The organism is Lysinibacillus fusiformis (genome assembly GCF_016925635.1).
In the GTDB taxonomy this organism is placed as follows: domain Bacteria; phylum Bacillota; class Bacilli; order Bacillales_A; family Planococcaceae; genus Lysinibacillus; species Lysinibacillus fusiformis_F.
The window spans coordinates 4,021,920-4,046,125 of the sequence record NZ_CP070490.1 but is presented as its reverse complement, the minus strand read 5'-3'; the positions used below and the strand labels follow the sequence as shown (position 1 = coordinate 4,046,125).

Here is a 24,206-nt window from a genome sequence, read left to right as displayed (position 1 = left end):
GGAATTGCCAGCAATTTTAATAATTTTGATACGCCTCTTTGACACGTTGCCATCCTTAGCTAAGTACATCATATTTAAAAATTGGTTACGCTGCATTGCTTTAATCAGTTGTTCTTTCATCATTCCACACCGCTCAACAGGAACATTTGTTCGATTTATTTCAGAATATTAGTTAATGGAAATAATTACATATAGGAAATAGAGCAATACATTGTTAAGATTTTATAGATCCAACATTCTATGGGGAAATTTCCAGAATTGAAATTGAGGTGAATTAAATGACGTTCGCATCGTTTGGATTATTATGTATACCCATTTTTTATCTTTATCAAATTATCTTTTACTTCTTTTTCAGAAAAAAAGAACCTAAAGAATCCACCTTAAAGTATTACAAATTTACCTGCGTGACCAATTTCTTGATTTTTTGTGCCACTAGTCCATTAGGGCTTTTTATCGGTGTTATGGCAACTGATAGCGGAGAATTCCCTCTGATTTCATTCATTTTAGGATTTTTATTCATCACTGGTTTACCATTACTTTTCTTCATTTGGTCACTAAGAGATTTTCTGATTTTACATAAAAAGTAAGATAGGCAGTAAATAAAAACATAAAAAAGCCCATTACCAATTAAGGTAACGGGCATCTACTGTTAAGCGCTACGTTGTGCAATGATAATCATCAAACCTTCAAAATCACCATCCGTCAATGTACCAGCATCAAATTTATCTAGATGTGATTTATCAATAAGCCTTTTGTCCACTGCTTACTTAAGGTAATCACGAACTGCCGCTTTGAGTGTTTCATTTGTAAAGCGCATTGTATCATCATCCTTCACTACCAATTTAGCTGTATTGTCCTCCACAATTAATTGCACTTGGTATTTGCTATGCTAGTACTTTGTCATCGTAGCAAGCCTAAAATGTCTCTGGAATAGCTTTAATTTGTATATTGTGATATTGATGTCTGCTGTTTAATTAACGAGCACCAGTAGTAATCTGATAAATGGTACGCATTTTTGTCTTTTTTATTGGGAAAGTAGACATCCACTCCGTTTAAGCTCTCTGAATGAAGAAGCTTTAATCAAAAAATTCATTAATTTCATTCTCATTTAATAAATAGATTCCTGTGTCCGTTTGAATAACAAATTGATTTTTGTAGTTTAAAAACTCAAATGGCTTTGAATTCAGGGCAATATAGGATTCGATTTTCCCGCTACTAGGATTAAAAATTACAATTCGCTTATTTTCCATATCACAAATAGAAAGCTTCCCATTCACATAAGAAATATATTCTGGGTAATCTAAACCTTCAAGCGCATGATCACAATAAATTACCTGAAGTTCATTCCTTATATCTTCTGTTTTTCGTGCAAGTTCTTCGTCGGTAGTATAATGATAGATTTTTTTTATTTCAAAACTCGGAAATCTATACTTTACAACAGAGTTCAAAGTCGGGGATACAGCCCAGATTCCTTGGCCATCTGAACAAATTTGATACAGTGTATCATAATAGTCCGAGGTTTCCAGCACAATATATTGTACAAGCTCATCATGCTCATTAAAATGCAGTAGGATATTATGGGGCCAGAGAAGACAAATTGTTTCATTTCGTATAGTACAAGTCATAAGATTAGTAACGTCCGAAAAGATATTATTTGGTATGATACTAAAATCATAGTTATTTTCCCAATTTTCACCAAACGTATAGTTATAGTACTCACTCAAACTAATTAGCTTTCTTTTTCCCGCTTCATTTACCCAACACTTCGCTATACTTTCAATATATGAAAAATTCGATTCTTCCAATTGACGAGATATACTACCCCATCTATTATCAAATTTACTATTCGCATACAATTCTCTTGAAATTTCCTTTAGATTTTCACCATTATATTGATAATAGTAAGTTTTATCCTCTTTTTCAGAAAAACTTGCGAAAGATAATGTATTTTCATTTTGTGTAAGTGAATGACCATTCAAATGCAATTTTTTCATGAAATTTTTCATCCTCGTTATTTTATATGATAATCCAATTTGCCTCTGGTTCAGGGGCCTTTAAATCATATCCATTTCTCCATAAATAGTAATTCATCTTTTTTAAAGCCTTGTTTCTCATAGAATTCTTGAACTTCTTCATTATTTCTTTCTATTAACAAGTTAATCTTTTCACATCCAATTTTTTTAAAACGCATTTCTAATTCTTTGATGATTTCCTGTCCAATTTTCATTCCTTGGTATTCAGGGTCTACAGCTAAATGGTTTATCCAACCTCTTCTTCCATCATAACTGCCCATTACTACGCCAATAATAAAAGAATCTTTCTCCATGACAAAAAATAACTGCGGATCTCTTTTTATTTTTTTCTTCAGTCCTTCAAGAGTATCTGAACGGGAAATAATCAATCCAGCCTTTTTCCATAAATTAATCACTGAATCAAAATCATTTAAAGTAAATTCTCGAAAATTCATTTATAGTCCTCCTTGTGAATAAAAATACAAATTAATAAATTATTATTCGTTTTATGTATAGAAAAGTCAACCCTTTTGTACAATTTCCAATAAATATGTATACTTAAAATTTTATGAATCTATTCTTTAAAAATTTTCCTTTCAATGAGATCAAATATTATTTTATATCCCCTTTCTTATCTTCATTAATTTCAATTATCTTGTTATTCTTCATGTTGTCCCTTGTATAAAAACTAGATAAAACGCTTGTCATATTGATTCATCTACACTGTTATTCATAAGCTTCCCTTTCCTTTTATCAATTTTAATCATACACTTATGTTAAAATTTAACTATCAATAAATATAAGGGGCATTTTTATGGAGATCATCATAACCAAAATTTTTAGTGAGATTAGTTACATAGCTATCATTCCTTTATTAGTGGTTACAATTAAAAATATTATCGATAACAGAAATCTTTCAGAAATTGAAAAGTTATTAATGACTAACTGGAAAAAATTTAAAATGGATTTATCTAATTATGGATTTTATAATTTTGTTATTTTAACCATAGGCATTATCTATACGGCGTTTAGTAATCCTCATTTATTAGACAAAATTTTTCCTTCTATTACAGTAGGTCTACTAGTAGTTGCAATTGTTTGGTTTCTTCTGACATTTACTTTTATTGTATTGTTTAATTCAATTTCTTTAATAGAAAGAAACTTAACTTCTTATGATGAGTTTTTTATTATGCTAGGAGATGAAGAATGGGAAATTATTAAAATGAAAAGTGAAACTTCAATGTTAGTAAAAAAAGACAATAAATATATGTTTATAGATGACTGGAATAACAAGGTGATATATACCCAACCAAAAAAATCTATTCCATTAAAAAGAATCTATATGCTCTTGCCAAACACTAAAGTAATGAATAGAATTATTTTTCCCACAGTTTCTGTCTTTTCACTATCAGGATTTATTTCTTGTTTTTTTATAAAAAACTTAATGCTATTCCCAATATCATTTCTCAGTGTTTTTTCGATGCAAACGTTTGCAATGATATGGTCTGATTATTACCTATACTCTAAATCTAACAATCAATAAAGTTAATCACTGTTCTTCCCCTCACCAAGGGGTTTTTAATTTGCTTGAAAAACGGTGTGATCAGCTTATAAATAGATTAATAGCAACCAGTATTACGCATTTTTCTATTCTCCCTAACGTTCCAAGTTGTTAGACGTTCTTTTTCAAAGCTCATTTCTTGTCTAACTTCTACAGATTCCGTTTACCATCTCTTATAAATACACAACGAAGTTAACTGCGCTTGTAAATAAATTACTAAAAAAGTAAATATACTAAATCTTTTCAAGTCCTGTACGATAACAAGTATGGAACTAAAAATGTGAATAGGAAGGTGACAACTTATCATGATTACGACGAAATTTTCTAATATGCAATATTTAATGTCACGTAGGTCCTCGTCTAAGTATTACGGGTTGACGCGACAAATGAGCAAAGAAGTTAAAGCTACATCAAAAGAGGATCAAGAAAAAATAAATAATGTAAATAAAATACTTGAAGAAAGTAAAACCTCTAAACTATCTACCAAGCAAATTGAAACGTTAAAAAGCGCTGTAAAGCAAGGGTTATTAGGATCGAATTCGAATCATTTAAGCCCATTAGGTATGTATAACTATAAAAAATCAATCGCAAGTTCGAATTCAAACTTAAATTCAACTTTAAGAGCTTATCGAAATTCTATCTAGTATTAAAACACCCTTTAACGTATTAGAGGGTGTTTTAATATGGCGAAATAATAATATTCAATTCATTAAAATCATCATTAGTCACTCTTCTTCCGACATACTGCCTAGCATTCCTGCGAGTAATTGATTGCAAAGCATATTTCCTTTCAACCTCATATCCTGTTTTTTAATAATCAATCAATGACTTTTGAATATCCACCTTTGTGAAATGCATCGCAGCCTCATCATAATCAAACCAAGAAATTTATAAAAAGAATCCGCTAGTGCACTGGGGCATAATCCTATGATCACTTATATCACCTTTCCCCAGGAAATATTGATGCCATTTCGATGTTTCACGATAATGAATTCCGTTTCATTATCAGCACTCATTTGTATTTTATAATAACTTCCTGATAATAATACATATCACCGTGACCTGTTTCCTTGACGACAAAATGCACTTGATTATACAGCTAGCAATCCGGTCCTGCATGTAAAAGCGAAAATGAAATAAATCCCAGATAGGCAGGTGGAAAACATGAATAAACATTTTAAGAAATGATGAGATAGTCCACCTGGTGGGAATCCAATCTGTAGGTAAATGCCATTCATACTAAGAATAAGCATTAAAAGTATAATGGATGCACTCACAATAAAGCATACAAACCAAAGCTGAACATCACGTATGCGCTTAAATTCTTTCATTAAAATCCCCTGCCATTTGAAACTTCCACAACATAAAAAAGGTCACTTTCCTATTAGTGACCCTTTCAACGATTATTTAAAATTCTGTGGTTTTACTACTTTAAATGAAGCAACTTCGCCACAGTTTTTACAAAAAGTCATTAGGAGTGGTGACCCTACTGCCATAATTGCGCCAATAGGTCTTATATTGCCTTGGCTTGTAGTACCACCCACCTGTCCAGTCGTAAATTTATCTCGACCACAAGCCTTGCAAACCAATTTTTCATTCTCCATCTCATCACCTCATTATGTAACTTATGGTAATTATAACATAAAAACACTTAGTATGAGCGATGAGCGGGTCTGACCCATCAAATCATTAGCCTCTTGTAACAAAGCCCTATAATTTGAAGTCTACTCTATAAAATCTCTTGGAATATCAATAAAAAAAACATTCTTATTACTCATTTTGTTATTTCTTGTAGGGTGTAATGACACGGTTAAAACGGAGGGAAAACGTTTGCATTTCCTGATGAAATACAAAAAATAATTGTGATGGGACAAGGGGTAAATAGTGAGGACATCGCCATAATGAAAATACCATGCAAAACGCTAATTTAACAGAACCTCATACAGATGAAGGGCCATTCTATCAACTGGAAGTGATTTATAAGGATTCGATAGATGTATGGTATTACGCAAGCTCAAATAGAGGGCGAGTTTATCTAAACGATATGTATTCTTTGAACGAAGAAGCGCTCCCAGCTTTCATCAAAATGATGGACAATAATTAACGGACCCCGCTTCTTTTAAATCAAGACAAAGCTTTGAACGGACACATAGATTGAAAATAAAGATACGCCCATTAGGAACCAACCAGACACTGTTCTCTGTCTTTGAAATTCTTGAATGCCTAAAGTGAACATGAAGAAGCCTAAGAACAATATCATGAGGTCATTCAATTGGAAATCTCGTGTGATTAGACCGTAGGCTGCGAGAGAAATGCCTGTAATTGAAAAGATAATTTTCAAACGATTTAACATAACTTTCCACCTCCCATTTTAGTTTATCATACAATAAATAAAGTTTATAGCTAACTAGAAGGTCATTCGTATAACTACATTTCCATAGATAAAGGCATATGCTCGTCCATAGATCGAACATATGCCTTTATTTTTAAACTTTTAACGACCCACGGAAGCCTCTTGCGGCGTAGTAGGAATCTGCTCCATTGTGGTACATAAAGACCATGTCATAGCGACGGTCGCAGAAGATGGCACCGCCGAGCTTGCGAATGTTGTCAGGTGTTTGTACCCAGCTGGATGTTTTTAAATCGAATTTGCCAAGCTCCTGCAGATGGCGATATTGCTCCTCTGTTAACAGCTCAATACCGATGTCCTTGGCAACGTCCATAGCCGTGTTTTCAGGCTTATGATTTTTTCTAGCTTCCAATGCTTCACGGTCGTAGCATAAACTCCTGCGACCTTTAGGGCTTTCCACTGAACAATCATAGAAAATGAACTCGTCCGTGTTTGCATCATAGCCCACTACATCTGGTTCACCGCCTGTTGCTTCCATTTCGTGGAGCGACCATAGTTTTTCCATTTTAGCCTCTAGCTTAGCTTGGACATTTGCCCAGTCAAGCCCTTCATGACGAGACGTATTTTTCTCAAAGCGAGCTTGCAAAGTATTGATTAGTTCCTCGCGTTGCTCTTGTGATAATTCCTTCGTTGTCATCGTTGTCTTCCCCTCGCTTATTTAAATGACAAGCCTTCTTCCTCCAATGATGATCTCATAATCGGTAAGGAGGCTGGTCCAATACCATGCATTTTTACTATGTCCTTTTCCGTATACGTAGATAGTTTTTCCAACCTATCAATGCCTGCGTGCAGCAATGCATTTCTTGCAGGTGAACTTAGTTTGGAAAGGAAGCCACTACTCGGTTTATTTTCCTGATCACAGGTAGGGCAGCTTGGACAATCTGTGCTTTTGTAAAATGTATGCCCTTTTTCGCAAACTTTTAGCCTTTTTTCTGCCAACACCATCCCTCCAAACCTTATGCTATTGTTCATTTTAACATATTTCATCGAAGGAATTGCTAGCGGAACTTAGAAGGCCTCGATTTGTTGATCTGTTAAGTTTTGTGCACCCATATATTGAACTTTCGGTGCCCCATCCATATATTTCACGACCGCATATCTTTGGATCTCTGGTTTTAACCAAATGCGTGCTTCCTTCGGCCAACCCGCAATATCCTTCGCAAACATTTCCTCTGCTGTGATATTTGTATCTTTTGAGAGCGAATATTCAGTATTATTAAATTCATTATCTAAAATGGTCACATAGTATAAATCATCTCTGACTTTATAGACATCTTGAAAATGACGGTCAATAGCGTCGAAATAAAAGCCTGTTGGATATATATAAAACTTCCCTCCTTCATAAGCTATAATGGACTGGCTCTCTCTGGATGGGAAATTCATATTCTCTATATCTAAGTCAACGCCAAATATTTCTTTGTATTTTGCTTTGACAGTTGCCCCATCAAAAACCATTTCACCCATGTCGGAATACTCATGGTCAAGATTGTACTTTTGAATAACATCTAACATTAAAAATTGGACGACTTCACTGGCTTGATGATGAATGCGTCTCGTTGTACTAAATTCATCTAACGATGTAAACTTTCTATAAACGCCTCTGATGCCTCAGCTATTCGCTCATAGTCAATACTATGAACATAGTGAGATGAATCTAACTCAATTAATTTACCTTTATCAATCCTTTTAATAAAGTCATTTTGAATTCCATTCCACTTTTGATTGTCAAAACCAGTCCCCTCACCATTAGATGAAAACAAAAGTGTAGGAATGTTCGGGATTCCAACATTTTTGACTTTTTGTGCATTTGCTTTTATATGATGTATTTCATTGACCATATCTTTAGTCAATGTTCTTCGATAAAAAATTACTTTATACAACGCTTTCTCTTCATCTGTTAAATTCCCATATTTTATTGCGTCACTTTCCGATAGATTTGGAATCCACCTGATTAAACCAGTAGTTGCAGTTAAAGCACCTAATCGAACAAGGAACATATTGATAGCTAATTCTTCATATACAGTTGGAACAGCCATATCTAATCCAATAATAGCTTTTATTTCATCAGGGTCGTCTTGCGCCCATTTCAAGGCTTCAATGCCAGACATAGAATGAGGGAATAAAATATACGGTCCTTCAATTCCTGATTTAAAAAGAGCTTCTTTTGTTTCAGCTAGAATTGTATCAATATCTCGATCAGTATCTGTAACTTCGCTAAATCCATAACCTGCCTTTTCAACAACAACAATTTTATATTGATCGCTCAACAAAGAATAAAGTGATTTAAAATCTAATGTAGGTGAGCTTGTACCACCACCAGACATAAAAACAAGAGTATCTTCTCCTTTTCCTTCTGTATAAACATGCATTTGATGGCCATTAACTTCTACAAGTTGCCCAATTGGAACAAATCGTTCTTCTTCTTTTGACAATTGTATTTTATGATTAATAAAGCTCACAGTAAGAATCAACACAAAAAACGAAATGATTATTGTAAATATGATCAACATCATACGTTTAAATCCCCTTTTCATATTTCTCACCTATATTCTTCATTTTATAGCAAATTGCTCTCTCCCCTTATCCTGTCCAATAGAATGACTGACTAGTGTTGCAATCGTTTCCTGCACTTTTTATATAATTAGTTATCGGTCATTTTACACATGTAATATTTCGAAACAGCCTGAATGGTTAGAATGCAACTAATCAAAGTCGATAATAAAAGTTCCATGGCTTCTTGCTGATTCCATATAAGTCCATGTCGCATGAGCAAATAAAAACCACTTGCCAACGCATGGCAGGCAAATAGACTTCCCCAGATCACGGCCTTGGACCTTTTATAAGCATTACTGCCCCTTAAATACCTCATATACAAAAAACAAACAACACCTATTCCTATGATAAACAGTGATGTCTGCGCATAGGAGGATGTCACGGTCATCGGTTCTTCATTTGGCATATCCACATAAAGAAGGTTACCAAGGTGAATCATGTTAAAAATCAGTAGACAAATCAGCACATATAAAAAGAATAGCCATTCAGCTATCATCAGGAACCATCTCATTCTTTTTGTCTCTACCATCTTAGTCTAATAACCTTACATTCTTTTTATTTACTATATATCTACAAAAAGGACAAAAATAATCTCTCGCTATGAAAATCGCACGGTACATTTCTGACCATGGAATGGTATCTTCACAGCGATCACATTCTACATAAAGATCAGGTAGTAAACCCTTATCTAACAAGACATCCCATTGCCTATTGCTTAATTGATCTGGTCCATTTTTTATAACAGCCATAATGATTACCAATACTTCCCCATCATAAATTCGATTGAATTTCACTAATTCTTTTAAATAAGCGATACATTTAGTCGGTTCACTTAGGATTTTTTGCTTTAGTTTTTCCCTTCGCATGTAACTCCCGCTTTCTTTTCTAACTTCATTCGCAAAAATAACATATCACTCTCTAATTATGTAAAAAATTAAAATTAAGTAAATGAAAAAACTTATTCTCTTAAAGTGATAGGCAAGAAAGTTTTCAGCATTTTTTCAAACCATAGGGTAAATACCATTTCTCCTTTCTGCCAGCATACATATTATATGTTGTAGAAAGGAGGGATTTTCAGTGGGATACAACGGAAACGTAGGTAACATCAACAACAGCTGCTATTATGGCGGCGGCGACTCTGGCGGTGGCGGCTATTACGGTTCAACATTCGTATTAATCGTCGTTCTATTCATTCTTTTAATCATTGTTGGCGCTTCTTTCATGTACTAATCATCCCAATTAGCACCTAACCTTTTACAGACTTCTATAGTCATGTAAGGTCATTCTAGCCATTTTATAAGGGTCGCTTTTACCAGCCTAGTGACCCTTTTCCTTTTCAGACAGGCGTGCGATAATGAAATTTGAAATGGTAAATGGAGGTGAACCCTACATGTGGAGAGTAATAAAAGGATTACTAGGCATCGCCTTGATTATGGTTGGTCCTATGTTGATTGTTATTACGGTTGACGATACAGTATTTCTCAAAAATATATTATTAAGAATCATTGGTGGTGTGTGCGTTTTACTTGGCGTTCATTTATTACATAAACAATTTCATCCGAATTCATACAAAAGTAAACCTAGGTACTCAAAATAAAGAGCACTTGGGTATACTTTTTAATTTAGAAAAAAAATTATTCCTTCTCAAAATATTTTGGATCTATTTGAAGAAGAATTGTATTCATATCATAAAAATTTCCTGATTTAAATTTATCCTCATGAGTAAATCCTTGTTGATTTTGAATAAATGCTAACCAGTCATTTTCTAACTCACTACTATTTCTCCCATAAACTTCCTCTATTTTTTTTGCTAGTTCTTTCTCGTTGTAGATTTGTTCAAACTTTTCCAGTCCATAGGTATCAATTAAATATGTAACAAATGAAGCCGCATACGTGTAGCTCATCTCCATCAGGACTTGATTCTCTTTTTGATTTGATAGTTCTGGGCGAAAATAGACATCATCTTGATTTGGATCAATTAGCTTACTAATGGGAATTAACTTATCTGAATCCAAATAATGCTTCATGTATTTTTCAAAGTATAATTTATTTTTTCCATATTGATCCTCCATATAACTCGCAAAACCCTCTTGCGTAACATAGCCATGGTCTGATTGGAAATTGTCGCCATAACCAAGTAAAGAATGGGTCATTTCATGGACTAGTGGATAGATATCTTCATTAACGCCAACTAGTTCGATTTTCGATGCACCGCCCCAAGATAGTCCGTCTTCCATAAACCATACGTTGATGTGCTCGGATGGCGTGTAGGAAGTATGTATAGAATCCTTTATATGGTCGTATGCCGTCACAATTTCATCCTTTATAGCCTCTACTTTTTCTTGTGGAACACCAATCTCATTCTTAATCTCAAAGGTTATTTTGCCATCCTTTGTCACCACAATATTTTCATCGTTTTTCGCTTCCTGTATTTGATCTTTAGGTTGAACGGTTTCTGCTGTACAGGCTGTTAATAGCAATGTACATAGAAGGATTGTGCCTCTCCATTTAGCCATAATTTCCTCCTAAAAAGTATTTTCCAATTTATACGAAACTTAAAAACCAAAAGTTTCAATTCCAAAAGAAAAATAAGGAAAATTAGTCAAAATTATTTATACTATTAGTAGATAAGGCAAAAAGGAGGACGCAATGAACAAAAGTAAATATATTCATTACAACTCACGCTATGGCTGGGATTTAAATGATGATGCAAATTTGGAAATGCGGTTATTCGCCAAAGCACAACGCAAACAAGTAACCATTCTCAGCTATGGGTGTGACTTAGATCATCACACAATAAAAAAAATTGCTCGACATTACCTCAATAGGAAAAAACCTGACGCAGCAGAAGAAACACTTGAAATAAGATATGATACATATGATGCTAATTCTAATAAGCATGAAGAGAGTCAATACTATTGGAAAACCTATTTCATTAGTGAAAGAACATTCGCTGCTTTTCTACAAGCGCTACATCGATTACCTGGTACGCATATTCGCTGTGAATTTAATGTGCGGGGACATTTTGAGGTGATTTTAAATGGTGTGGAATTTTCTACACGCGTATTAAAAGCCCTTGATTTTCCATCTATGTATAAGGAAGATTTAAACGGACGCTATCTTTTATTTATCGATACAGAATCACCTGATAATGAAATGATACGTCATAAAATACACTTGCTCCCTAAAGAGCTACAAAGTCTTTCACTTCCTTTAGATAGTTCACCGCTACTGTGGGAACTATTAGTAAAGGACTGGATAACAGCCATTCTTCGATACGAAGTGTAAACTTTAGCTTATTCAAGATGATGGACTATAAAACCAGTCTTACGCCACAGTGTAATTGCGTCCAGATTTTTTTGAGCTTGCTCGAAAAGCTCCTCTTCCAAATCTGTGACATCCGCTGGGGCTTTAATCTTGATTCAGTCGATGTTTGGACACCCAAAGAGAACAATTTATGCATTCATCTCACCGCCTATAGAGGTGGATATTTTCTGCTGAATCAAAATAAATAGTAGTGTTAAGCGAATTCATTTAACATAGCACCTCCCGATTTGTTACGAAGGGGCACTTTCATCGGTGCGGTGCCGCTTCTATTTTTTGGTTATTGCACACTTCATCGCCATCCATTACGATAGAATTTATTCGTTATGATGGGATGTGGAATTATGTTAGAATTTATTGTTAATTTTTTATCCAATACCTATGTTAGTCAATCACCTTTACATACAAGAAAAATTGATCAAAATATAGCAAGGCTACAACAATATGATTGGTTTCAGACCATTTATTATGATGATCAGTATCGCAGCTTATTTTTTGCGAATCGTCACGTCAGAAAATATCTTCAAAGCACTATTCGTGTCAAGAGAATGATGAAGAAAAAGCAGGCGCAAGCACGATTTATCCGATTTTTAAATAAGCAATTATAATAGAAGCCTACAAATTGGTTGTTTACGGTGAAATAGCACTTAGCTAATTTCTATGAGGTCCATTTTCAATCATCATCATCTTTCATACTAGCCGTAATGTAGAGAAGTGATGCGTGACAACACCACTCCATAAAGGATTTAAGAGTTGGAGTGGAAGGCTACTTGACTCCCGTGTGATCGCGAGACAGACAAGCCTCTAAACGGAGCGATAGGCTCGGCGCTCGCCCACAGGAAAGCAAGTAGCCTGCAATGGAAACCATTTTCACCTTCCACCAAAATTCTATGGATGGTTATGTTATTTGTTTTTATATATCGCAAGCATATAGTGTTGAGCTACTCTACATCGGTACTTCAATAATACATACTTCATTCAATAAAGGTAACAATACAATGCATTAGGTAAAGATCACAAAGAGGTGTAGAAGAAAATGAAAAAGATGTTACTCGTCTTTATACTCCCCCTTATACTTGTTACTTCTTTTCAAACAATATCCGCTTCAACAGCTGAACCAACACAGGATTCTAACGAGCTGAGATTACAGGATATGCTCATGCTATTGCTTACTCCTTATATTGAAAAAGATTTGACCAATTATTATTCAAAGATTAGAAAGGATGTTTCCCCTCATGTTACTCCCTGGAAAATTGAAGTGATTGAAACAAAAAGAAATCATTTCCGAGGCTTTAAATTGCAAATTACTTTTGAAATTGAACCTACAGATGGTGGACAATGGATTCCAATAGGGAAGGATCGAATGACCTATGAAATATCTGCAGGACCTGAGGTTAAATTAATCCATCACACGCACCTAAAGACGTATAAATATCCACCTGAATAATACCTTCCCATTAAAATCATTTGCTTGTCCCTTTATTTAATGTCATGCGATTTTTTTCATCTGTGGTAGATTTAATCATAAAAGCACCCCATCAAAGCTAGATGTTGTGTCTTACTTTGATGGGGTATTTCATCGTTATATTGTTTGACTAAACTGTTCATGTACTATCAATTTATTTTCTATCTCTTATTTCTTCTAGTATTTCTATTATGCGATTGTTTTGCTTTTCAATCGATTTTAACCTTTTTTCAATGATGCTTGAAGAGAAAAACACAATTAGTACAATCGCTATTCCAATTAGTAAATCCATTTTGATTCCCCCATTATCGATGTCAATTTACTTCATACTACATACGTTTCAAAAGACTAGTTGAATAAAAAAAAGATGGCTCTATATGGAGGCCATCTTAAAGTAAAGTATCCGTGGTTGCATATTAATTGAATGATTAACAACGATGAATTAACGGATTCGAGCCTTACGGAAGCCATCGAATATACTGATTGCGGCATATACAACAAATATAATGATTACGCCGCCAACTATCCATATTTCAAATTGCTTAGTTGATGTGCTAAATAAATGACTCATGTACGTAATAAATTCTTGGTTCATTAAATTCGGATTACTTACTATCACAATGGATACAACGGTTGCGAAAAGCTCCACAATTGTATGAAAGATTGCCACTTTTTTCGTCCATTGCCCTTTCAGTAATTTGTAGAGACCTAACCCAATTTCGAGAGCAATGACAACGAGCACAATGGGCCAATAACGAAGTAAAACATCCTGATTGAAAGCTGGCATTACGAATCTGAGTCCATCCCCACCACCTTCATATACACCTAATAGATGATTTGCATAAAAATAAAAAGTTGCCCAAATGGCCGTCCACATTAAATAGCCAAATACTTCGAGCTTCGTAATTGCTTTTTTCTTCGGAATATAAATAACGGTTTTCAAATCCTCAGGGGTCCATTTTTTAAGACTTGCTGACAACGGATACTGCTCTTTTCCTTTATCTGTTCGTTCAATAATGGCGAAAACGAGCGTTAGCCAGAAAAAGACGTTGATTCCTACTTCGATGATTCTCCATATTCCTTCACTGATTATCGTGATGACAACATTAAGAATCGCTTCTTCTCCACCAAAACCAATAAAGTATTCAGCAATCATCGAGATCACTGCAACGACAGCGGCAATTGGAATAATCATTTTTAATAACGAGATGTATACATCAAAATAGCGTGGGCCAATTAAATGCATGGGTTGATCTCGATAACCACTCGCTAATGCTGCTGGGTTTCCTAATTTCTCAAGAACATCCTTTACATCATTCTCATTGTAATCATCAGGCAGCATATCCCCAATGGTTGATCGTAACTCAAGTGCGATATCCTCACGATTTTTTTCAGGCAGCCTCCGCGTGACTTCTTGAATATAAATTTCAGTCAGATTCATCTTTATCCTCATCTCCTTTTAGTAACTCATAAAGTTCTTTTGAATTATTAATCCATTCTCTTTTCAATTGCAAAAAGACTTCTAATCCATAGTCACTTAATACATAATACTTGCGCGGTCTACTCTCTGATGTTTCCCAGCTACTCGTCACTAACTCCTGTTTTTCTAAACGGCGAAGCAATGGATATAAGGTACTTTGATCAATGTTAATGCCCGAATCCTCTAATAATTGAACAAGTGAATACCCATACTGGGGTGTTCGTAATTGACTTAAAACGGCTAATGTCAGCGTTCCTCTCCTAAGTTCTGTCGTTAATGAATTCAGTAACGTACTCATTCACTCACCTCAATTCCACTTACTATATGACATACACTGTATAACTTATACTATGTATCGTACACTATTGTTGTTACAACAACAAGCAGTTTTAATTTCCTTTATAGAAAAAATGCCGTTTTTCAACACAGAAAGGTGCTCAGAGGTGATTCGAGCTGACTGGGTTTCAAACGTTGGTTGACAGGAAAGGTCTGCGTTCCGTTAATTAAAGGTCGAACAACTGTATTATTGTGAAATTTCCAATACATAACACTTCAGACATTAGTCTGAAGACAAGAAATGACAATAGACTGTATATTGTATTTATACTTTTTAACAATAAAAGTATTAGGATAAATCCTAGACAACCATTACGTATAGAAAAAAATTACTACTAAAACGTTCAAGTATCTTAATTTATAAAAACTATACGTAATGTGTTTGTTAGATTTGTACTCGAAAAATTACATCTTGTACAACGGAACGTACAGTGATGTTTTTATGCCCTTTTGCTATGGATAAAACTGTATGTTCAGACCGATTAACTATTTGAAATACAAAGTGTCGAGGTGATTTCTATGAAAGAGAAAATGCATTTTACAATTTTAAGTAACGATTCAACTGACGGAGATGGAGGTTACGGAGTAGGTACCCTTGATCTAAATAATGTAACGTCAATTATTATAGATTGTGAAAAAGAGCACGTGTTTATAGATTTAGAAGCCTTACACGGACGAAGTCAAATTGAAAAAAAAGTTCGTTTTTCCCCAGATCTAGCTCATGCTAGCAACGATTATTCTCGTTACTGGATAGTGTGGGTAGCGATTCAGGTTAATCAAAATGGCCCTTATTATGCGGGATGTACCGCAAGTGAAGTACGGGTATCAAAGGAAGAACGCCGTATCAAGCTTGGCTATAAATCTTTGCCAGAACAAGTAAATTATTTAGATAAGGCACTGAAAGGGAAATTTCTCTTGCAGCATATAGACAGTAATTCAAAAAAACTACTCAATCAGTTTTTATCTGGATTTAATGAAGCGTATTGGCAACACTCACCTGAAGAACTGAAACAACAATTGTCTGTATAGGAGGATTTAAAATGGCATTTGTCATTACAGAATTATGTAGGGATGAAAAAGCGGCTGTCTGTTTGGATGTCTGTCCAGTAAATTGCATTGTTATGACAGATACCCAATATGTAATTGATCCCGATCTTTGCATTGATTGTGGAGCCTGTGAATTAGTTTGTCCAGTAGAAGCGATTTATTTTGAGGATGAGTTGCCTTCTGAATATCAGTCAGCAACCCTGCTAGCACGCAATCATTTTCGAAACTAAATTGATATAAATTGAATAGAAGCGAGAATGTCCTACCTAAAAAAAAGCCGATTTCCTATACAAGAAGAAATCGACTTTTTCAATAATGATGTACTTATCCTAACTGGCGTTTAAATTGTGTAATGGCGAAGAAGTAAGCGAGGACCATGATGCCGACGCACCACATAAGAGCGAGCCAGATATCGTTACTAACAGCCCCTTCATATAAGAGGGCACGTATCGCATTCACGATTGAGGTAACAGGCTGGTTCTCAGCAAACGCACGGATAATTTTAGGCATGGTTTCAGTGGGAACAAAAGCCGAACTGATAAAAGGTAGGAAAATTAGCGGGTACGAGTAGGCTGTTGCTCCCTCCATAGACCCTGCTGCCAATCCAGGAATAATTGCCAACCATGTCAGTGCTAGCGTAAACAGCCCAAGTATGCCAGCTACCGCGAACCAATCCAAGAGATCCGTACTAGAACGGAAACCCATCATGAACGCAACAAGAATAACCACTACGACAGTAAGCGCGTTGGAAATAAGCGAGGACAACACATGCGCCCACAATACAGACGAGCGCTTGATAGGCATGGTGATAAAACGCGCCATCAGCCCACTCTTTCTATCTGTAAACAGCCGCGCGGAAGTATAAGCGCAGCCAGATGCGATCGCCATCAGCAAGATTCCTGGCAATAAATAATTGACATAGTTGTCTGTGCCGGTCTCTATTGCCCCACCAAATACGTAGACAAACAGTAGCATCATCATAATTGGCGTAATTGCCACGGTGATTATTGTATCGGGGCTGCGCATAATGTAACGCATTAAACGCCCTAGTAATACCCATGTTTTGCTTTTCATTTAGATCTCCTCCTTTTTGCCAATGATAGCGAGAAAAATGTCCTCCAATGTTGGCTGCTTCTCAATGTACTCTACTTTCGCTGGCGGGAACATCTCTTTAAGTTCTGTAAGGGTACCAGTCGTTATAATTTTTCCTTCATGTAGGATGGCAATACGATCCGCCAGTTGTTCGGCTTCCTCCAGGTACTGGGTCGTTAGCAAGATGGTTTTGCCACCATCAGCAAGTTCCTTGACTGTTTCCCAGACTTCCATTCGTGCTTCGGGGTCAAGCCCTGTCGTTGGTTCGTCTAGAAAAATGACTGCTGGCGTCCCAATCATGCTCATGGCGATGTCAAGTCGGCGCCGCATCCCGCCAGAATAGTTCTCTGCCCGACGATTGCCCGCATCGGTAAGGCTGAATCTTGCGAGCAGATGGTCTGCGGTTTGAGCGGCATTGGAAACTCCTCGCAACTTGGCAATCATGATCAGGTTTTCCCTCCCTGTAAGCATACCGTCTAAAGTGGCGAACTGCCCTGTGAGGCTGATACTCTGTCGAACATGATCCGCTTGGCGCTGGACGTCAAAACCGCAAATCCCTACTTTGCCACCATCCGGCTTCATCAAAGTGGAGAGGATGTTGATTATCGTCGTCTTGCCTGCTCCATTTGAGCCTAGCAGTGCGAAAATTTCGCCACGCCGCACCTCAAAATCCACCCCCTTTAAGACTTCCTTTTCTTTAAAAGATTTTTTTAACCCTTTTACAGAAATCGCATCTTTGCTCATCCTTTTTCCTCCCTTTTTAAAAATCTCTTTGCAGAGTAGATTGCCCTTCCTTAACTACTAAGTATGACTGATAATCTGTATAACTTAGTACCTTGTGCAATTAAAACTGAATAGCGAAGGCGATAATGAACAAGTAGCTATTCAGTCGGTATTACTGATCCAATTATTTTTTTCCTAATCGATTCAAAATGCTTTGGTTTAAATCTTCACGATACTTGGCGATATAGGTTTTTGCGTTTGCCACTAGCTCATCAGCAAAGGACGCTACATCTTCTCCAGTGATTTCCAGCACTTGTCTGCCTTCCGCAGCTCCACCTTCGAACAACTCGATCAATTCATATTGCATGTGCAGCATATCCATCCCATTGCCTGCGGTGAAATTCCACATGTAGTTTTGAATTTTTTTAAACACAAATTGGTAATCCTCTGGCAGTTGTTCGACCCGTGCCATCATCATCTTGTACTCTTTTTTATCACCCATCATTTTTTTGAACAATTCGATCACGTTATTTTCCTCCTTTGTATTATCAAGCTAAAGATCAGACGCATTATCATATGAAACTAAATAGACTTTAGAGCATTGATTTTTGACGATATAAAATCCCATTTTTCCCAAAATAATTTTAGTTCGTCACGTCCAGCCTCATTAAGTGAGTAAAACTTGCGGGGCGGTCCCATATCGGATGGTTTCTTTTGAATATGCACCAGTTTTTTTTTCTCTAAACGCACGAGGATGGTGTAGACCGTCCCTTCCACAACTTCAGTGAACCCTAGCTCGTTCAAGCGTCGGGTAATTTCGTATCCGTAGGTTTCATGACGGCTAATGATTTCCAGTACGCAACCTTCCAGGGACCCCTTCAGCATCTCCGTTAAATTTTCCATATGCAGAACCACCTCTATTTGCTTCACTATTCTGTATAACTTAGTACTTAGGTAAAATTTTTTCGCTTTTGAGAGCTATTAAGTAATACTTATTACAACTACATAGTAACACCAAGTAGTCAGGGTGTCAATTACTTTTCTTATAAATTTTTTGATGCCACTATTCACTACTATTCAATAAAGAAAAAGAGCTGCCTACGCAACTCCATGTTCTTTCATTAAAATTTCACAATCTTATCAGGCGACTGACAACAATTTTTTTATCTCATTTGTAATAGGCAAAGATGGTGTGAAATATAGGACACCATCTTCTATTTTTCATGCTACTTAACGATTGCTAAAATATCCTTTGGCTCATAAAAAACGTAATCTGCCTCCTCAAAGCCAATGGTGGATTTAGCTCCCCAATGGGCAAGGGCAAACTTGGCTCCTGCTTGCTTTGCGCATTGGAAATCATAGATGGAATCACCAATATAGATCGCATCTTGTGGTGCTACCTGTAATGCGTCCAGACATTTTAACAGAGGCTCTGGGTGTGGTTTATGCTTTTCCGTATCACTGGCACTTACAATCTGGTGGAAATAATCACTTAACCCAAACGGATCGAACTCATCCACTATCTCTTGCGCTGTCTTAGAGGTTACAATACCCATTTGTAGCGGCTTTGTTGCGAGGTGCTGAATAACTTGCTCTATATTTTCGAAAACAGCCACTTCATGTGAAAACTCAAGCACTGCAGCAGACCATTTCTGATGTACAGCTTCTATGTCATCCATGTTGAGCCTCTGCAACGCATCTTTCCCTGGGATGCCTAAAGCAAATCGTAGCGCCTCAAACGGATAGTCTTTTTGTGTTTCCTCTCGTAAGGTTCTTTGCAATGACTGTAAAATCGCTTGCTCTGTGTCCAAAATCGTTCCGTCTACATCAAAAATAATCGCTTTCACCATGAATAGCCCTCCTAGTTACAGCACGTTCTTTACATATGTGCATAATTGCTGATACATTTCCTCTTCATAATCCTTCTGGCCTCTTATAAATTTCTCCTTTAAATTATAAAAACAAATTTCAAGATATTCCTGATTATGATGCTGCTGAAAGGGTTTCCTCGCTTTTACTGGTCCTACTCCATCAAAGTAGTGATTCATTTTTTCGTATGTTCGAATTTGATAGCCCCGCTTCTTCATTTCATCCATGACTTTTTCTGTATACAAATACAGGTCGTCTTTCGGGTATTCGTATAGATAATTAATCAAAATATGCTGATCCTCTTTAGCAAAGATGCTATTTAGCTCTCTCCACTGTGACAGAAGTTGTCCTTTTGGTAGATACGCGATTAAATCTACATGCCATAACCTCATACGTCTTCCCCTTTCTATTAATCAACCATTAATGTAAAATATTACTTACTATACTAAAACTGACGGAGGGATAGTATGGAAATAAAAACTGCAACGCTCGAAGAAATCCCACAAATTGAGCGTTTATACCAAGCGCTTTTTTTAGAAATGTCCATTCTTCAACCTAAATATATCAAACCTGCCAAACAAGATGCCAATTTTATCAGGTATACAATCATTGAAGATGATTCAGATATTTTAATCGCAACATTCGAGAACTAAGTAGTAGGCTTTTTGCTTATTCAAGAAACAACGACCCCACCCTACTCTTGTTTGGTTGAACACAAATATGCCTTTATTGTTGATGTGATAGTTGAAAAATCTTACCAAAGCAAAGGAATTGGATCTGCTTTATTAGATGAAGCGAAAAAATGGGCAGCCTATCGTCACTTGGATTATTTAGAGTTAAATGTATTGACTGAAAATAAAGGGGCTAAATCCTTATATGAAAAACATGGGTTCAAGGATACGAACCAGACGATGCGTTTAGAATTTTAAGTATGTGATGGGAAAGAAGGGATTTCAATGGAAGAAATGAAAACCGTACAAAAGAAAGCCAACCTCATAGTGCCTGTCTTTATTGGCATGGGGTTAGGTGCGTTTATCGGTTTACTTGCCTATGTAAAAGATTGGCTATAAAAAAAATAGACAAAGCTCCTCAAACGGCTTTGTCTATTTTTCTGCTAAAACACTAGATTAATTTACTTTCTTTCAGTAAATCATAAATGATTGTATCTTTTGTTTTGTGAATACCCAATTTACCGATTTGCTTTAAGATAAATGGTGCATCAATATCTGTTAATTTTTTGCCATCCAGTAAACGAGCCGTTGAAGCTAACAACGTGCGAACATCAAAGGCAGATGCAAATACTTCTGGCACTCCACGATCAATCGTTAATAATTGATAGACTGCCTCCATCGCCGTTCTTACTGAATATTCAGTGGTAAAGACTGTATCTCTTGCTGTTTCACTAAAGTTGCCAATGAAGGCTAGGTTAGCGGAACCTTCTGGCACAACTAGTGGACGATCGCCCATTGCTCTTGGCATGAAATAAGAGGTGATGTAAGGCATATAGCATGGAATGGTATTACAAGAATTTTGCGCAATGTCTGGAATTTCATCCACCGGTACACCCATATGGTATAACCACTCTTGTGCAATCTCAATGCCTGTACATTCCGTAATACTTTTCTTAATAAAATCACCTGGTTTGTTTGATAGTAAGCCATAAATCCAAACAACTAATTGATCCTTTGGTTGATTTTTAAAATGAGGTTGTCGATTCAATGTATAGCTTAGCATCCAATTAGAATCGGTAGCTGTGACAATCCCTCCTGTTACAACCTTACCAGCATATGGGTCCCTTTTACTGATTTTTTCAATATAAGGAGCCACACGATCGTCTAATGTCGTAAGAGTAGCTGAAACAAACCAGCTTTCCTCTGGAAGATTATCACAGAACTTTTCTGGTCGCCCAAACTCTTCACCTTGAGCAGCGATGTTTTTCCATAGCGACCAGCTGCCACCTAACTCTTTATTTATAGGGGCTGGTGTATTATTATCCCCGTAGGTTGTGCTCTCCGTAATACTACCATTTGTCACAAACACTAACTCATTTTCTGTTAGCTCAATATTCTTTTTCACACCATCTTTTCTTAACACCAATGTATGAGCGACTTTTTTGTCTCCTACCTTATCAACCAAAACATTTTCTACAACCGTATTATATTGGAAATCAACATCATGACTTTCTAAATATTTAATCATTGGAAGCACGAGTGATTCATACTGATTATACTTTGTAAATTTCAAGGCCGATAAATCTGGTAATCCGCCAATATGATGAATGAAACGCATAATATAACGACGCATTTCCATCGCAGAATGCCATTTTTCAAACGCAAACATAGTGGACCAATAGAGCCAAAAGTTCGATTCAAAAAATTCCTCTGAAAAAACATCTGTGATTTTTTTATCCTCTAATTTTTCCTCAGGGGTAAAGAATAATTTAATCATTTCTTCAGAGGATTGATCGGATAAGGTGAACTTGCCATCATCCTCTAGTCTTTGTCCTCTATCCTTTATTAATCGACATTTTGAATAGTTAGGGTCCTCTTTATTTAGCCAATAAAATTCATCTAAAACCGAAGCATTTTCTACTTCTAACGAAGGAATGGAACGGAATAAATCCCATAGGCATTCAAAATGATCTTCCATTTCACGACCACCGCGAATAATAAACCCTCTCGTCGGATTAAGTATGCCATCAAGACTACCTCCTGAAATATCCAACTCTTCGAGAATATGAATATTCTCTCCTTTCATTTGGCCATCACGAATTAAAAAACATGCCGCTGAAAGCGAGGCTAGTCCCGAACCAATCAGATAAGCAGATTTTGCATCTACCCCCTCAGGTTTTTTAGGACGTGCGAAAGCTTCATAGTTACCATTGCTGTAAAACAGATCGATCATCGGCCTGATGGTAAATTGAGCTAAAAATTAACAAAAAATTCAAATTCGAAATTTGGCTGCCAATTAGCATACCCTTCTCATTGGACATAACAACTGTTTGTATTTTTATAAAAGAGAATAAAACATTAAAACGCCGAACTAATCCCCATAAATTCTACCTTAAAAAGGAAAAATAAAGACAGCATGTTCCTACTAGATTTGCATAATTATTATATCAATAAATCATTTTAACCTTCATAATCTTTTATGTTTACCCAATTTCTCGTTACCCCGTTTAAAATTACCCGTAATTTTAGCTAACAATAACTGGACTTCCTTAATCTGACCTTTCACTTCCTGAATTTTTGCTAGAAGACGCTCAGCCTCTTTCTCCTTGACGATTTTAATTTGCTTCCCTTCATAATAAATAACGACAGTCCCCTTTTTGGTCATTTGATAAGTAAATGGTTCCTCGTTTAGTCTATTACGTTTATCGATTTCACTCATCGCTTCATCCCTCAATTTCTTAATAATAATGAATCTTAGCTAAATTCCAATATGTTATTATTAACATATATTATATAAAAATGGTATTTTCAGGGTCACTTTCAGCATAGTGATAAGGAGAAAGGTATGCATATGGAATGGTTGAATGTTCAAACACTTATTTGGTTGTTTCCTATTTTATTTATTATCCATGACTTTGAAGAAATTATTATGATAGAGAAATGGTTACATCACAATCGTCATAAGCTGTATGAAAGATTACCCCCAAAAATAGCCGATAAAGTGGTGAAACAATTTTCAATGACCACAGCACAATTTGCTGTTGCTGTGTTATTTATCTTTTTATTTGTCAGTCTCTCTACCATTCTGGCTAACTACTATTTCCTAAATGGAGTCACTTTTACTATCTATTTTTTCACAGCTGTTACACTTGTTTTCTTTATCCATGCTTTTACCCATATTGGACAATCGCTGTTCTTTCGTTCCATTACCCCAGGAGCGATAACATCAGCGATCATCATTATTCCCTATAGTATTATTTTATTTAAATCTTTGTTTACTAGTGGCATCCTTACGTGGCCTATCGTTTTGATAAGTCTTCCTTTTGGCATACTATTTTTCCCCATTGTCTTCACTGCTCATTGGATAGGAAAAAGAGTGGTGTAGATACATGTTCATCGTGAAAAGAAAGAAAGGAGGAAATAGAATGGCAAAAATTCCGATTTTTTTAAAATTGATGATTGGTATTGGGATGATGATTATCCTAGCCTCGTTGTACTTTTTAAAAGACCATCCTTATTATTTATGGGTTAGGTGGACAGGTAATATGTTATTGATCGTAGGCATTGTATGGATTCCATTTACGAAAGAAACGGATAAAAAACAAGTAAATACTTAGCTGGTTTTATCTCCTTCACATAGACCTTCGTTTTTTTCTGGAAATA

The 24,206-nt window shown here is 35.9% G+C and carries 35 protein-coding genes; 13 read left to right on the top strand and 22 right to left on the bottom strand.

Features of this window, described 5'->3' with window-relative positions; genetic code table 11:
• Nucleotides 1–1,076: 1,076 nt before the first annotated feature.
• Both JTI58_RS19800 and JTI58_RS19795 read right to left on the bottom strand, forming a co-directional pair.
• Nucleotides 1,077–1,994 (bottom strand): hypothetical protein, encoded by a 918-nt coding sequence (locus tag JTI58_RS19800; protein WP_205443199.1) that lies wholly within the window; start codon nucleotides 1,992–1,994, stop codon nucleotides 1,077–1,079.
• Between the two features lie 65 nt (nucleotides 1,995–2,059).
• Nucleotides 2,060–2,467, bottom strand: coding sequence for a GNAT family acetyltransferase (locus JTI58_RS19795; RefSeq protein ID WP_205443198.1), 408 nt, complete (start codon nucleotides 2,465–2,467; stop codon nucleotides 2,060–2,062).
• Nucleotides 2,468–2,826: 359 nt separating this feature from the next.
• On the opposite strand from JTI58_RS19795, the gene JTI58_RS19790 reads away from it, so the two are divergent.
• Entirely contained in the window at nucleotides 2,827–3,555 is a 729-nt protein-coding gene (locus JTI58_RS19790; RefSeq protein WP_205443197.1) for a hypothetical protein, read from the top strand.
• Nucleotides 3,556–3,959: 404 nt separating this feature from the next.
• Nucleotides 3,960–4,217 (top strand): hypothetical protein, encoded by a 258-nt coding sequence (locus JTI58_RS19785; protein WP_243456152.1) that lies wholly within the window; start codon nucleotides 3,960–3,962, stop codon nucleotides 4,215–4,217.
• 759 nt (nucleotides 4,218–4,976) lie between these two features.
• Here JTI58_RS19785 and JTI58_RS19780 read toward each other — a convergent pair.
• A complete protein-coding gene (locus JTI58_RS19780) occupies nucleotides 4,977–5,177 on the bottom strand; it encodes a hypothetical protein (protein WP_205443193.1) in 201 nt (66 codons plus the stop codon).
• Nucleotides 5,178–5,485: 308 nt separating this feature from the next.
• On the opposite strand from JTI58_RS19780, the gene JTI58_RS19775 reads away from it, so the two are divergent.
• Nucleotides 5,486–5,677, top strand: a complete 192-nt coding sequence (locus JTI58_RS19775; RefSeq protein WP_205443192.1) for a hypothetical protein — start codon at nucleotides 5,486–5,488, stop codon at nucleotides 5,675–5,677.
• 15 nt (nucleotides 5,678–5,692) lie between these two features.
• Here JTI58_RS19775 and JTI58_RS19770 read toward each other — a convergent pair whose 3' ends face one another.
• The 7 genes from JTI58_RS19770 to JTI58_RS19740 all read right to left on the bottom strand — a co-directional run bounded on the left by JTI58_RS19770 (nucleotide 5,693) and on the right by JTI58_RS19740 (nucleotide 9,402).
• On the bottom strand, nucleotides 5,693–5,926 hold the full coding sequence (locus JTI58_RS19770; protein WP_205443191.1) for a YczI family protein: 234 nt from the start codon (nucleotides 5,924–5,926) through the stop codon (nucleotides 5,693–5,695).
• Nucleotides 5,927–6,059: 133 nt separating this feature from the next.
• A complete protein-coding gene (locus JTI58_RS19765) occupies nucleotides 6,060–6,620 on the bottom strand; it encodes a DUF4256 domain-containing protein (RefSeq protein WP_205443189.1) in 561 nt (186 codons plus the stop codon).
• A 17-nt stretch (nucleotides 6,621–6,637) separates the two neighbouring features.
• Nucleotides 6,638–6,925 carry an RNA polymerase alpha subunit C-terminal domain-containing protein gene (locus JTI58_RS19760; protein WP_205447469.1) on the bottom strand — a complete coding sequence of 96 codons (288 nt, stop codon included), beginning with the start codon at nucleotides 6,923–6,925 and terminating at the stop codon, nucleotides 6,638–6,640.
• Between the two features lie 66 nt (nucleotides 6,926–6,991).
• Nucleotides 6,992–7,447 carry a hypothetical protein gene (locus JTI58_RS19755; protein WP_205443188.1) on the bottom strand — a complete coding sequence of 152 codons (456 nt, stop codon included), beginning with the start codon at nucleotides 7,445–7,447 and terminating at the stop codon, nucleotides 6,992–6,994.
• Nucleotides 7,448–7,554: 107 nt separating this feature from the next.
• Nucleotides 7,555–8,496 (bottom strand): alpha/beta fold hydrolase, encoded by a 942-nt coding sequence (locus tag JTI58_RS19750; RefSeq protein WP_243456151.1) that lies wholly within the window; start codon nucleotides 8,494–8,496, stop codon nucleotides 7,555–7,557.
• Nucleotides 8,497–8,624: 128 nt separating this feature from the next.
• A complete protein-coding gene (locus JTI58_RS19745) occupies nucleotides 8,625–9,032 on the bottom strand; it encodes a hypothetical protein (RefSeq protein WP_243456150.1) in 408 nt (135 codons plus the stop codon).
• 34 nt (nucleotides 9,033–9,066) lie between these two features.
• Nucleotides 9,067–9,402, bottom strand: a complete 336-nt coding sequence (locus JTI58_RS19740) for a hypothetical protein (protein WP_205443185.1) — start codon at nucleotides 9,400–9,402, stop codon at nucleotides 9,067–9,069.
• A 238-nt stretch (nucleotides 9,403–9,640) separates the two neighbouring features.
• Between JTI58_RS19740 and JTI58_RS19735 the strand changes: the two genes are divergently transcribed.
• Entirely contained in the window at nucleotides 9,641–9,766 is a 126-nt protein-coding gene (locus JTI58_RS19735) for a YjcZ family sporulation protein (protein ID WP_205447465.1), read from the top strand.
• A gap of 404 nt (nucleotides 9,767–10,170) precedes the next feature.
• On the opposite strand, the gene JTI58_RS19730 is transcribed toward JTI58_RS19735, so the two are convergent.
• Entirely contained in the window at nucleotides 10,171–11,052 is an 882-nt protein-coding gene (locus JTI58_RS19730) for a gluzincin family metallopeptidase (protein ID WP_205443183.1), read from the bottom strand.
• A 133-nt stretch (nucleotides 11,053–11,185) separates the two neighbouring features.
• On the opposite strand from JTI58_RS19730, the gene JTI58_RS19725 reads away from it, so the two are divergent.
• The 3 genes from JTI58_RS19725 to JTI58_RS19715 all read left to right on the top strand — a co-directional run bounded on the left by JTI58_RS19725 (nucleotide 11,186) and on the right by JTI58_RS19715 (nucleotide 13,307).
• Nucleotides 11,186–11,824: a hypothetical protein gene (locus JTI58_RS19725; protein ID WP_205443182.1), complete on the top strand. Its 639-nt coding sequence runs from the start codon at nucleotides 11,186–11,188 to the stop codon at nucleotides 11,822–11,824.
• Nucleotides 11,825–12,204: 380 nt separating this feature from the next.
• Nucleotides 12,205–12,468 (top strand): hypothetical protein, encoded by a 264-nt coding sequence (locus tag JTI58_RS19720; RefSeq protein ID WP_205443181.1) that lies wholly within the window; start codon nucleotides 12,205–12,207, stop codon nucleotides 12,466–12,468.
• 428 nt (nucleotides 12,469–12,896) lie between these two features.
• Nucleotides 12,897–13,307: a DUF3888 domain-containing protein gene (locus tag JTI58_RS19715; protein WP_205443180.1), complete on the top strand. Its 411-nt coding sequence runs from the start codon at nucleotides 12,897–12,899 to the stop codon at nucleotides 13,305–13,307.
• A gap of 172 nt (nucleotides 13,308–13,479) precedes the next feature.
• Here JTI58_RS19715 and JTI58_RS19710 read toward each other — a convergent pair whose 3' ends face one another.
• The 3 genes from JTI58_RS19710 to JTI58_RS19700 form a co-directional block, all read right to left on the bottom strand.
• On the bottom strand, nucleotides 13,480–13,617 hold the full coding sequence (locus JTI58_RS19710; protein ID WP_205443178.1) for a hypothetical protein: 138 nt from the start codon (nucleotides 13,615–13,617) through the stop codon (nucleotides 13,480–13,482).
• A 150-nt stretch (nucleotides 13,618–13,767) separates the two neighbouring features.
• Entirely contained in the window at nucleotides 13,768–14,766 is a 999-nt protein-coding gene (locus JTI58_RS19705) for an HAAS signaling domain-containing protein (protein ID WP_205443177.1), read from the bottom strand.
• Nucleotides 14,753–15,103, bottom strand: coding sequence for a PadR family transcriptional regulator (locus JTI58_RS19700; protein WP_205443176.1), 351 nt, complete (start codon nucleotides 15,101–15,103; stop codon nucleotides 14,753–14,755). The genes JTI58_RS19705 and JTI58_RS19700 overlap by 14 nt, the downstream gene beginning before the upstream one ends.
• A 557-nt stretch (nucleotides 15,104–15,660) precedes the next feature.
• Here JTI58_RS19700 and JTI58_RS19695 point away from each other — a divergent pair.
• Nucleotides 15,661–16,170 carry a YwhD family protein gene (locus tag JTI58_RS19695; protein ID WP_205443174.1) on the top strand — a complete coding sequence of 170 codons (510 nt, stop codon included), beginning with the start codon at nucleotides 15,661–15,663 and terminating at the stop codon, nucleotides 16,168–16,170.
• Nucleotides 16,171–16,181: 11 nt separating this feature from the next.
• Entirely contained in the window at nucleotides 16,182–16,418 is a 237-nt protein-coding gene (locus JTI58_RS19690; protein WP_205443173.1) for a DUF362 domain-containing protein, read from the top strand.
• 94 nt (nucleotides 16,419–16,512) lie between these two features.
• On the opposite strand, the gene JTI58_RS19685 is transcribed toward JTI58_RS19690, so the two are convergent.
• The 6 genes from JTI58_RS19685 to JTI58_RS19660 all read right to left on the bottom strand — a co-directional run bounded on the left by JTI58_RS19685 (nucleotide 16,513) and on the right by JTI58_RS19660 (nucleotide 20,264).
• Nucleotides 16,513–17,262 (bottom strand): ABC transporter permease, encoded by a 750-nt coding sequence (locus JTI58_RS19685; protein ID WP_205443171.1) that lies wholly within the window; start codon nucleotides 17,260–17,262, stop codon nucleotides 16,513–16,515.
• Nucleotides 17,263–18,024, bottom strand: coding sequence for an ABC transporter ATP-binding protein (locus tag JTI58_RS19680; protein ID WP_205443170.1), 762 nt, complete (start codon nucleotides 18,022–18,024; stop codon nucleotides 17,263–17,265).
• A 163-nt stretch (nucleotides 18,025–18,187) separates the two neighbouring features.
• The gene (locus JTI58_RS19675; protein ID WP_205443169.1) at nucleotides 18,188–18,529 is read right to left on the bottom strand and encodes a DUF1048 domain-containing protein; all 342 of its coding nucleotides are present in this window, start codon (nucleotides 18,527–18,529) and stop codon (nucleotides 18,188–18,190) included.
• Between the two features lie 56 nt (nucleotides 18,530–18,585).
• Nucleotides 18,586–18,906: a PadR family transcriptional regulator gene (locus JTI58_RS19670; RefSeq protein WP_205443167.1), complete on the bottom strand. Its 321-nt coding sequence runs from the start codon at nucleotides 18,904–18,906 to the stop codon at nucleotides 18,586–18,588.
• Nucleotides 18,907–19,229: 323 nt separating this feature from the next.
• Nucleotides 19,230–19,853, bottom strand: coding sequence for an HAD family hydrolase (locus tag JTI58_RS19665; RefSeq protein ID WP_205443166.1), 624 nt, complete (start codon nucleotides 19,851–19,853; stop codon nucleotides 19,230–19,232).
• A gap of 15 nt (nucleotides 19,854–19,868) precedes the next feature.
• The gene (locus JTI58_RS19660; protein ID WP_205443165.1) at nucleotides 19,869–20,264 is read right to left on the bottom strand and encodes a pyrimidine dimer DNA glycosylase/endonuclease V; all 396 of its coding nucleotides are present in this window, start codon (nucleotides 20,262–20,264) and stop codon (nucleotides 19,869–19,871) included.
• A gap of 75 nt (nucleotides 20,265–20,339) precedes the next feature.
• Between JTI58_RS19660 and JTI58_RS24920 the strand changes: the two genes are divergently transcribed.
• On the top strand, nucleotides 20,340–20,525 hold the full coding sequence (locus JTI58_RS24920; protein ID WP_243456148.1) for a hypothetical protein: 186 nt from the start codon (nucleotides 20,340–20,342) through the stop codon (nucleotides 20,523–20,525).
• Between the two features lie 12 nt (nucleotides 20,526–20,537).
• Nucleotides 20,538–20,801, top strand: coding sequence for a GNAT family N-acetyltransferase (locus tag JTI58_RS24915; RefSeq protein ID WP_243456146.1), 264 nt, complete (start codon nucleotides 20,538–20,540; stop codon nucleotides 20,799–20,801).
• 193 nt (nucleotides 20,802–20,994) lie between these two features.
• Here the strand turns inward: JTI58_RS24915 and JTI58_RS19650 are convergent, their stop codons facing one another.
• Both JTI58_RS19650 and JTI58_RS19645 read right to left on the bottom strand, forming a co-directional pair.
• Nucleotides 20,995–22,767: an oleate hydratase gene (locus tag JTI58_RS19650; protein WP_205447453.1), complete on the bottom strand. Its 1,773-nt coding sequence runs from the start codon at nucleotides 22,765–22,767 to the stop codon at nucleotides 20,995–20,997.
• Nucleotides 22,768–23,010: 243 nt separating this feature from the next.
• Nucleotides 23,011–23,262 carry a hypothetical protein gene (locus tag JTI58_RS19645; protein WP_205443164.1) on the bottom strand — a complete coding sequence of 84 codons (252 nt, stop codon included), beginning with the start codon at nucleotides 23,260–23,262 and terminating at the stop codon, nucleotides 23,011–23,013.
• 126 nt (nucleotides 23,263–23,388) lie between these two features.
• On the opposite strand from JTI58_RS19645, the gene JTI58_RS19640 reads away from it, so the two are divergent.
• Nucleotides 23,389–23,928, top strand: a complete 540-nt coding sequence (locus JTI58_RS19640) for an HXXEE domain-containing protein (RefSeq protein ID WP_243456144.1) — start codon at nucleotides 23,389–23,391, stop codon at nucleotides 23,926–23,928.
• Between the two features lie 40 nt (nucleotides 23,929–23,968).
• Nucleotides 23,969–24,160, top strand: a complete 192-nt coding sequence (locus JTI58_RS19635; protein ID WP_205443163.1) for a hypothetical protein — start codon at nucleotides 23,969–23,971, stop codon at nucleotides 24,158–24,160.
• The last annotated feature ends 46 nt before the right edge of the window (nucleotides 24,161–24,206 follow it).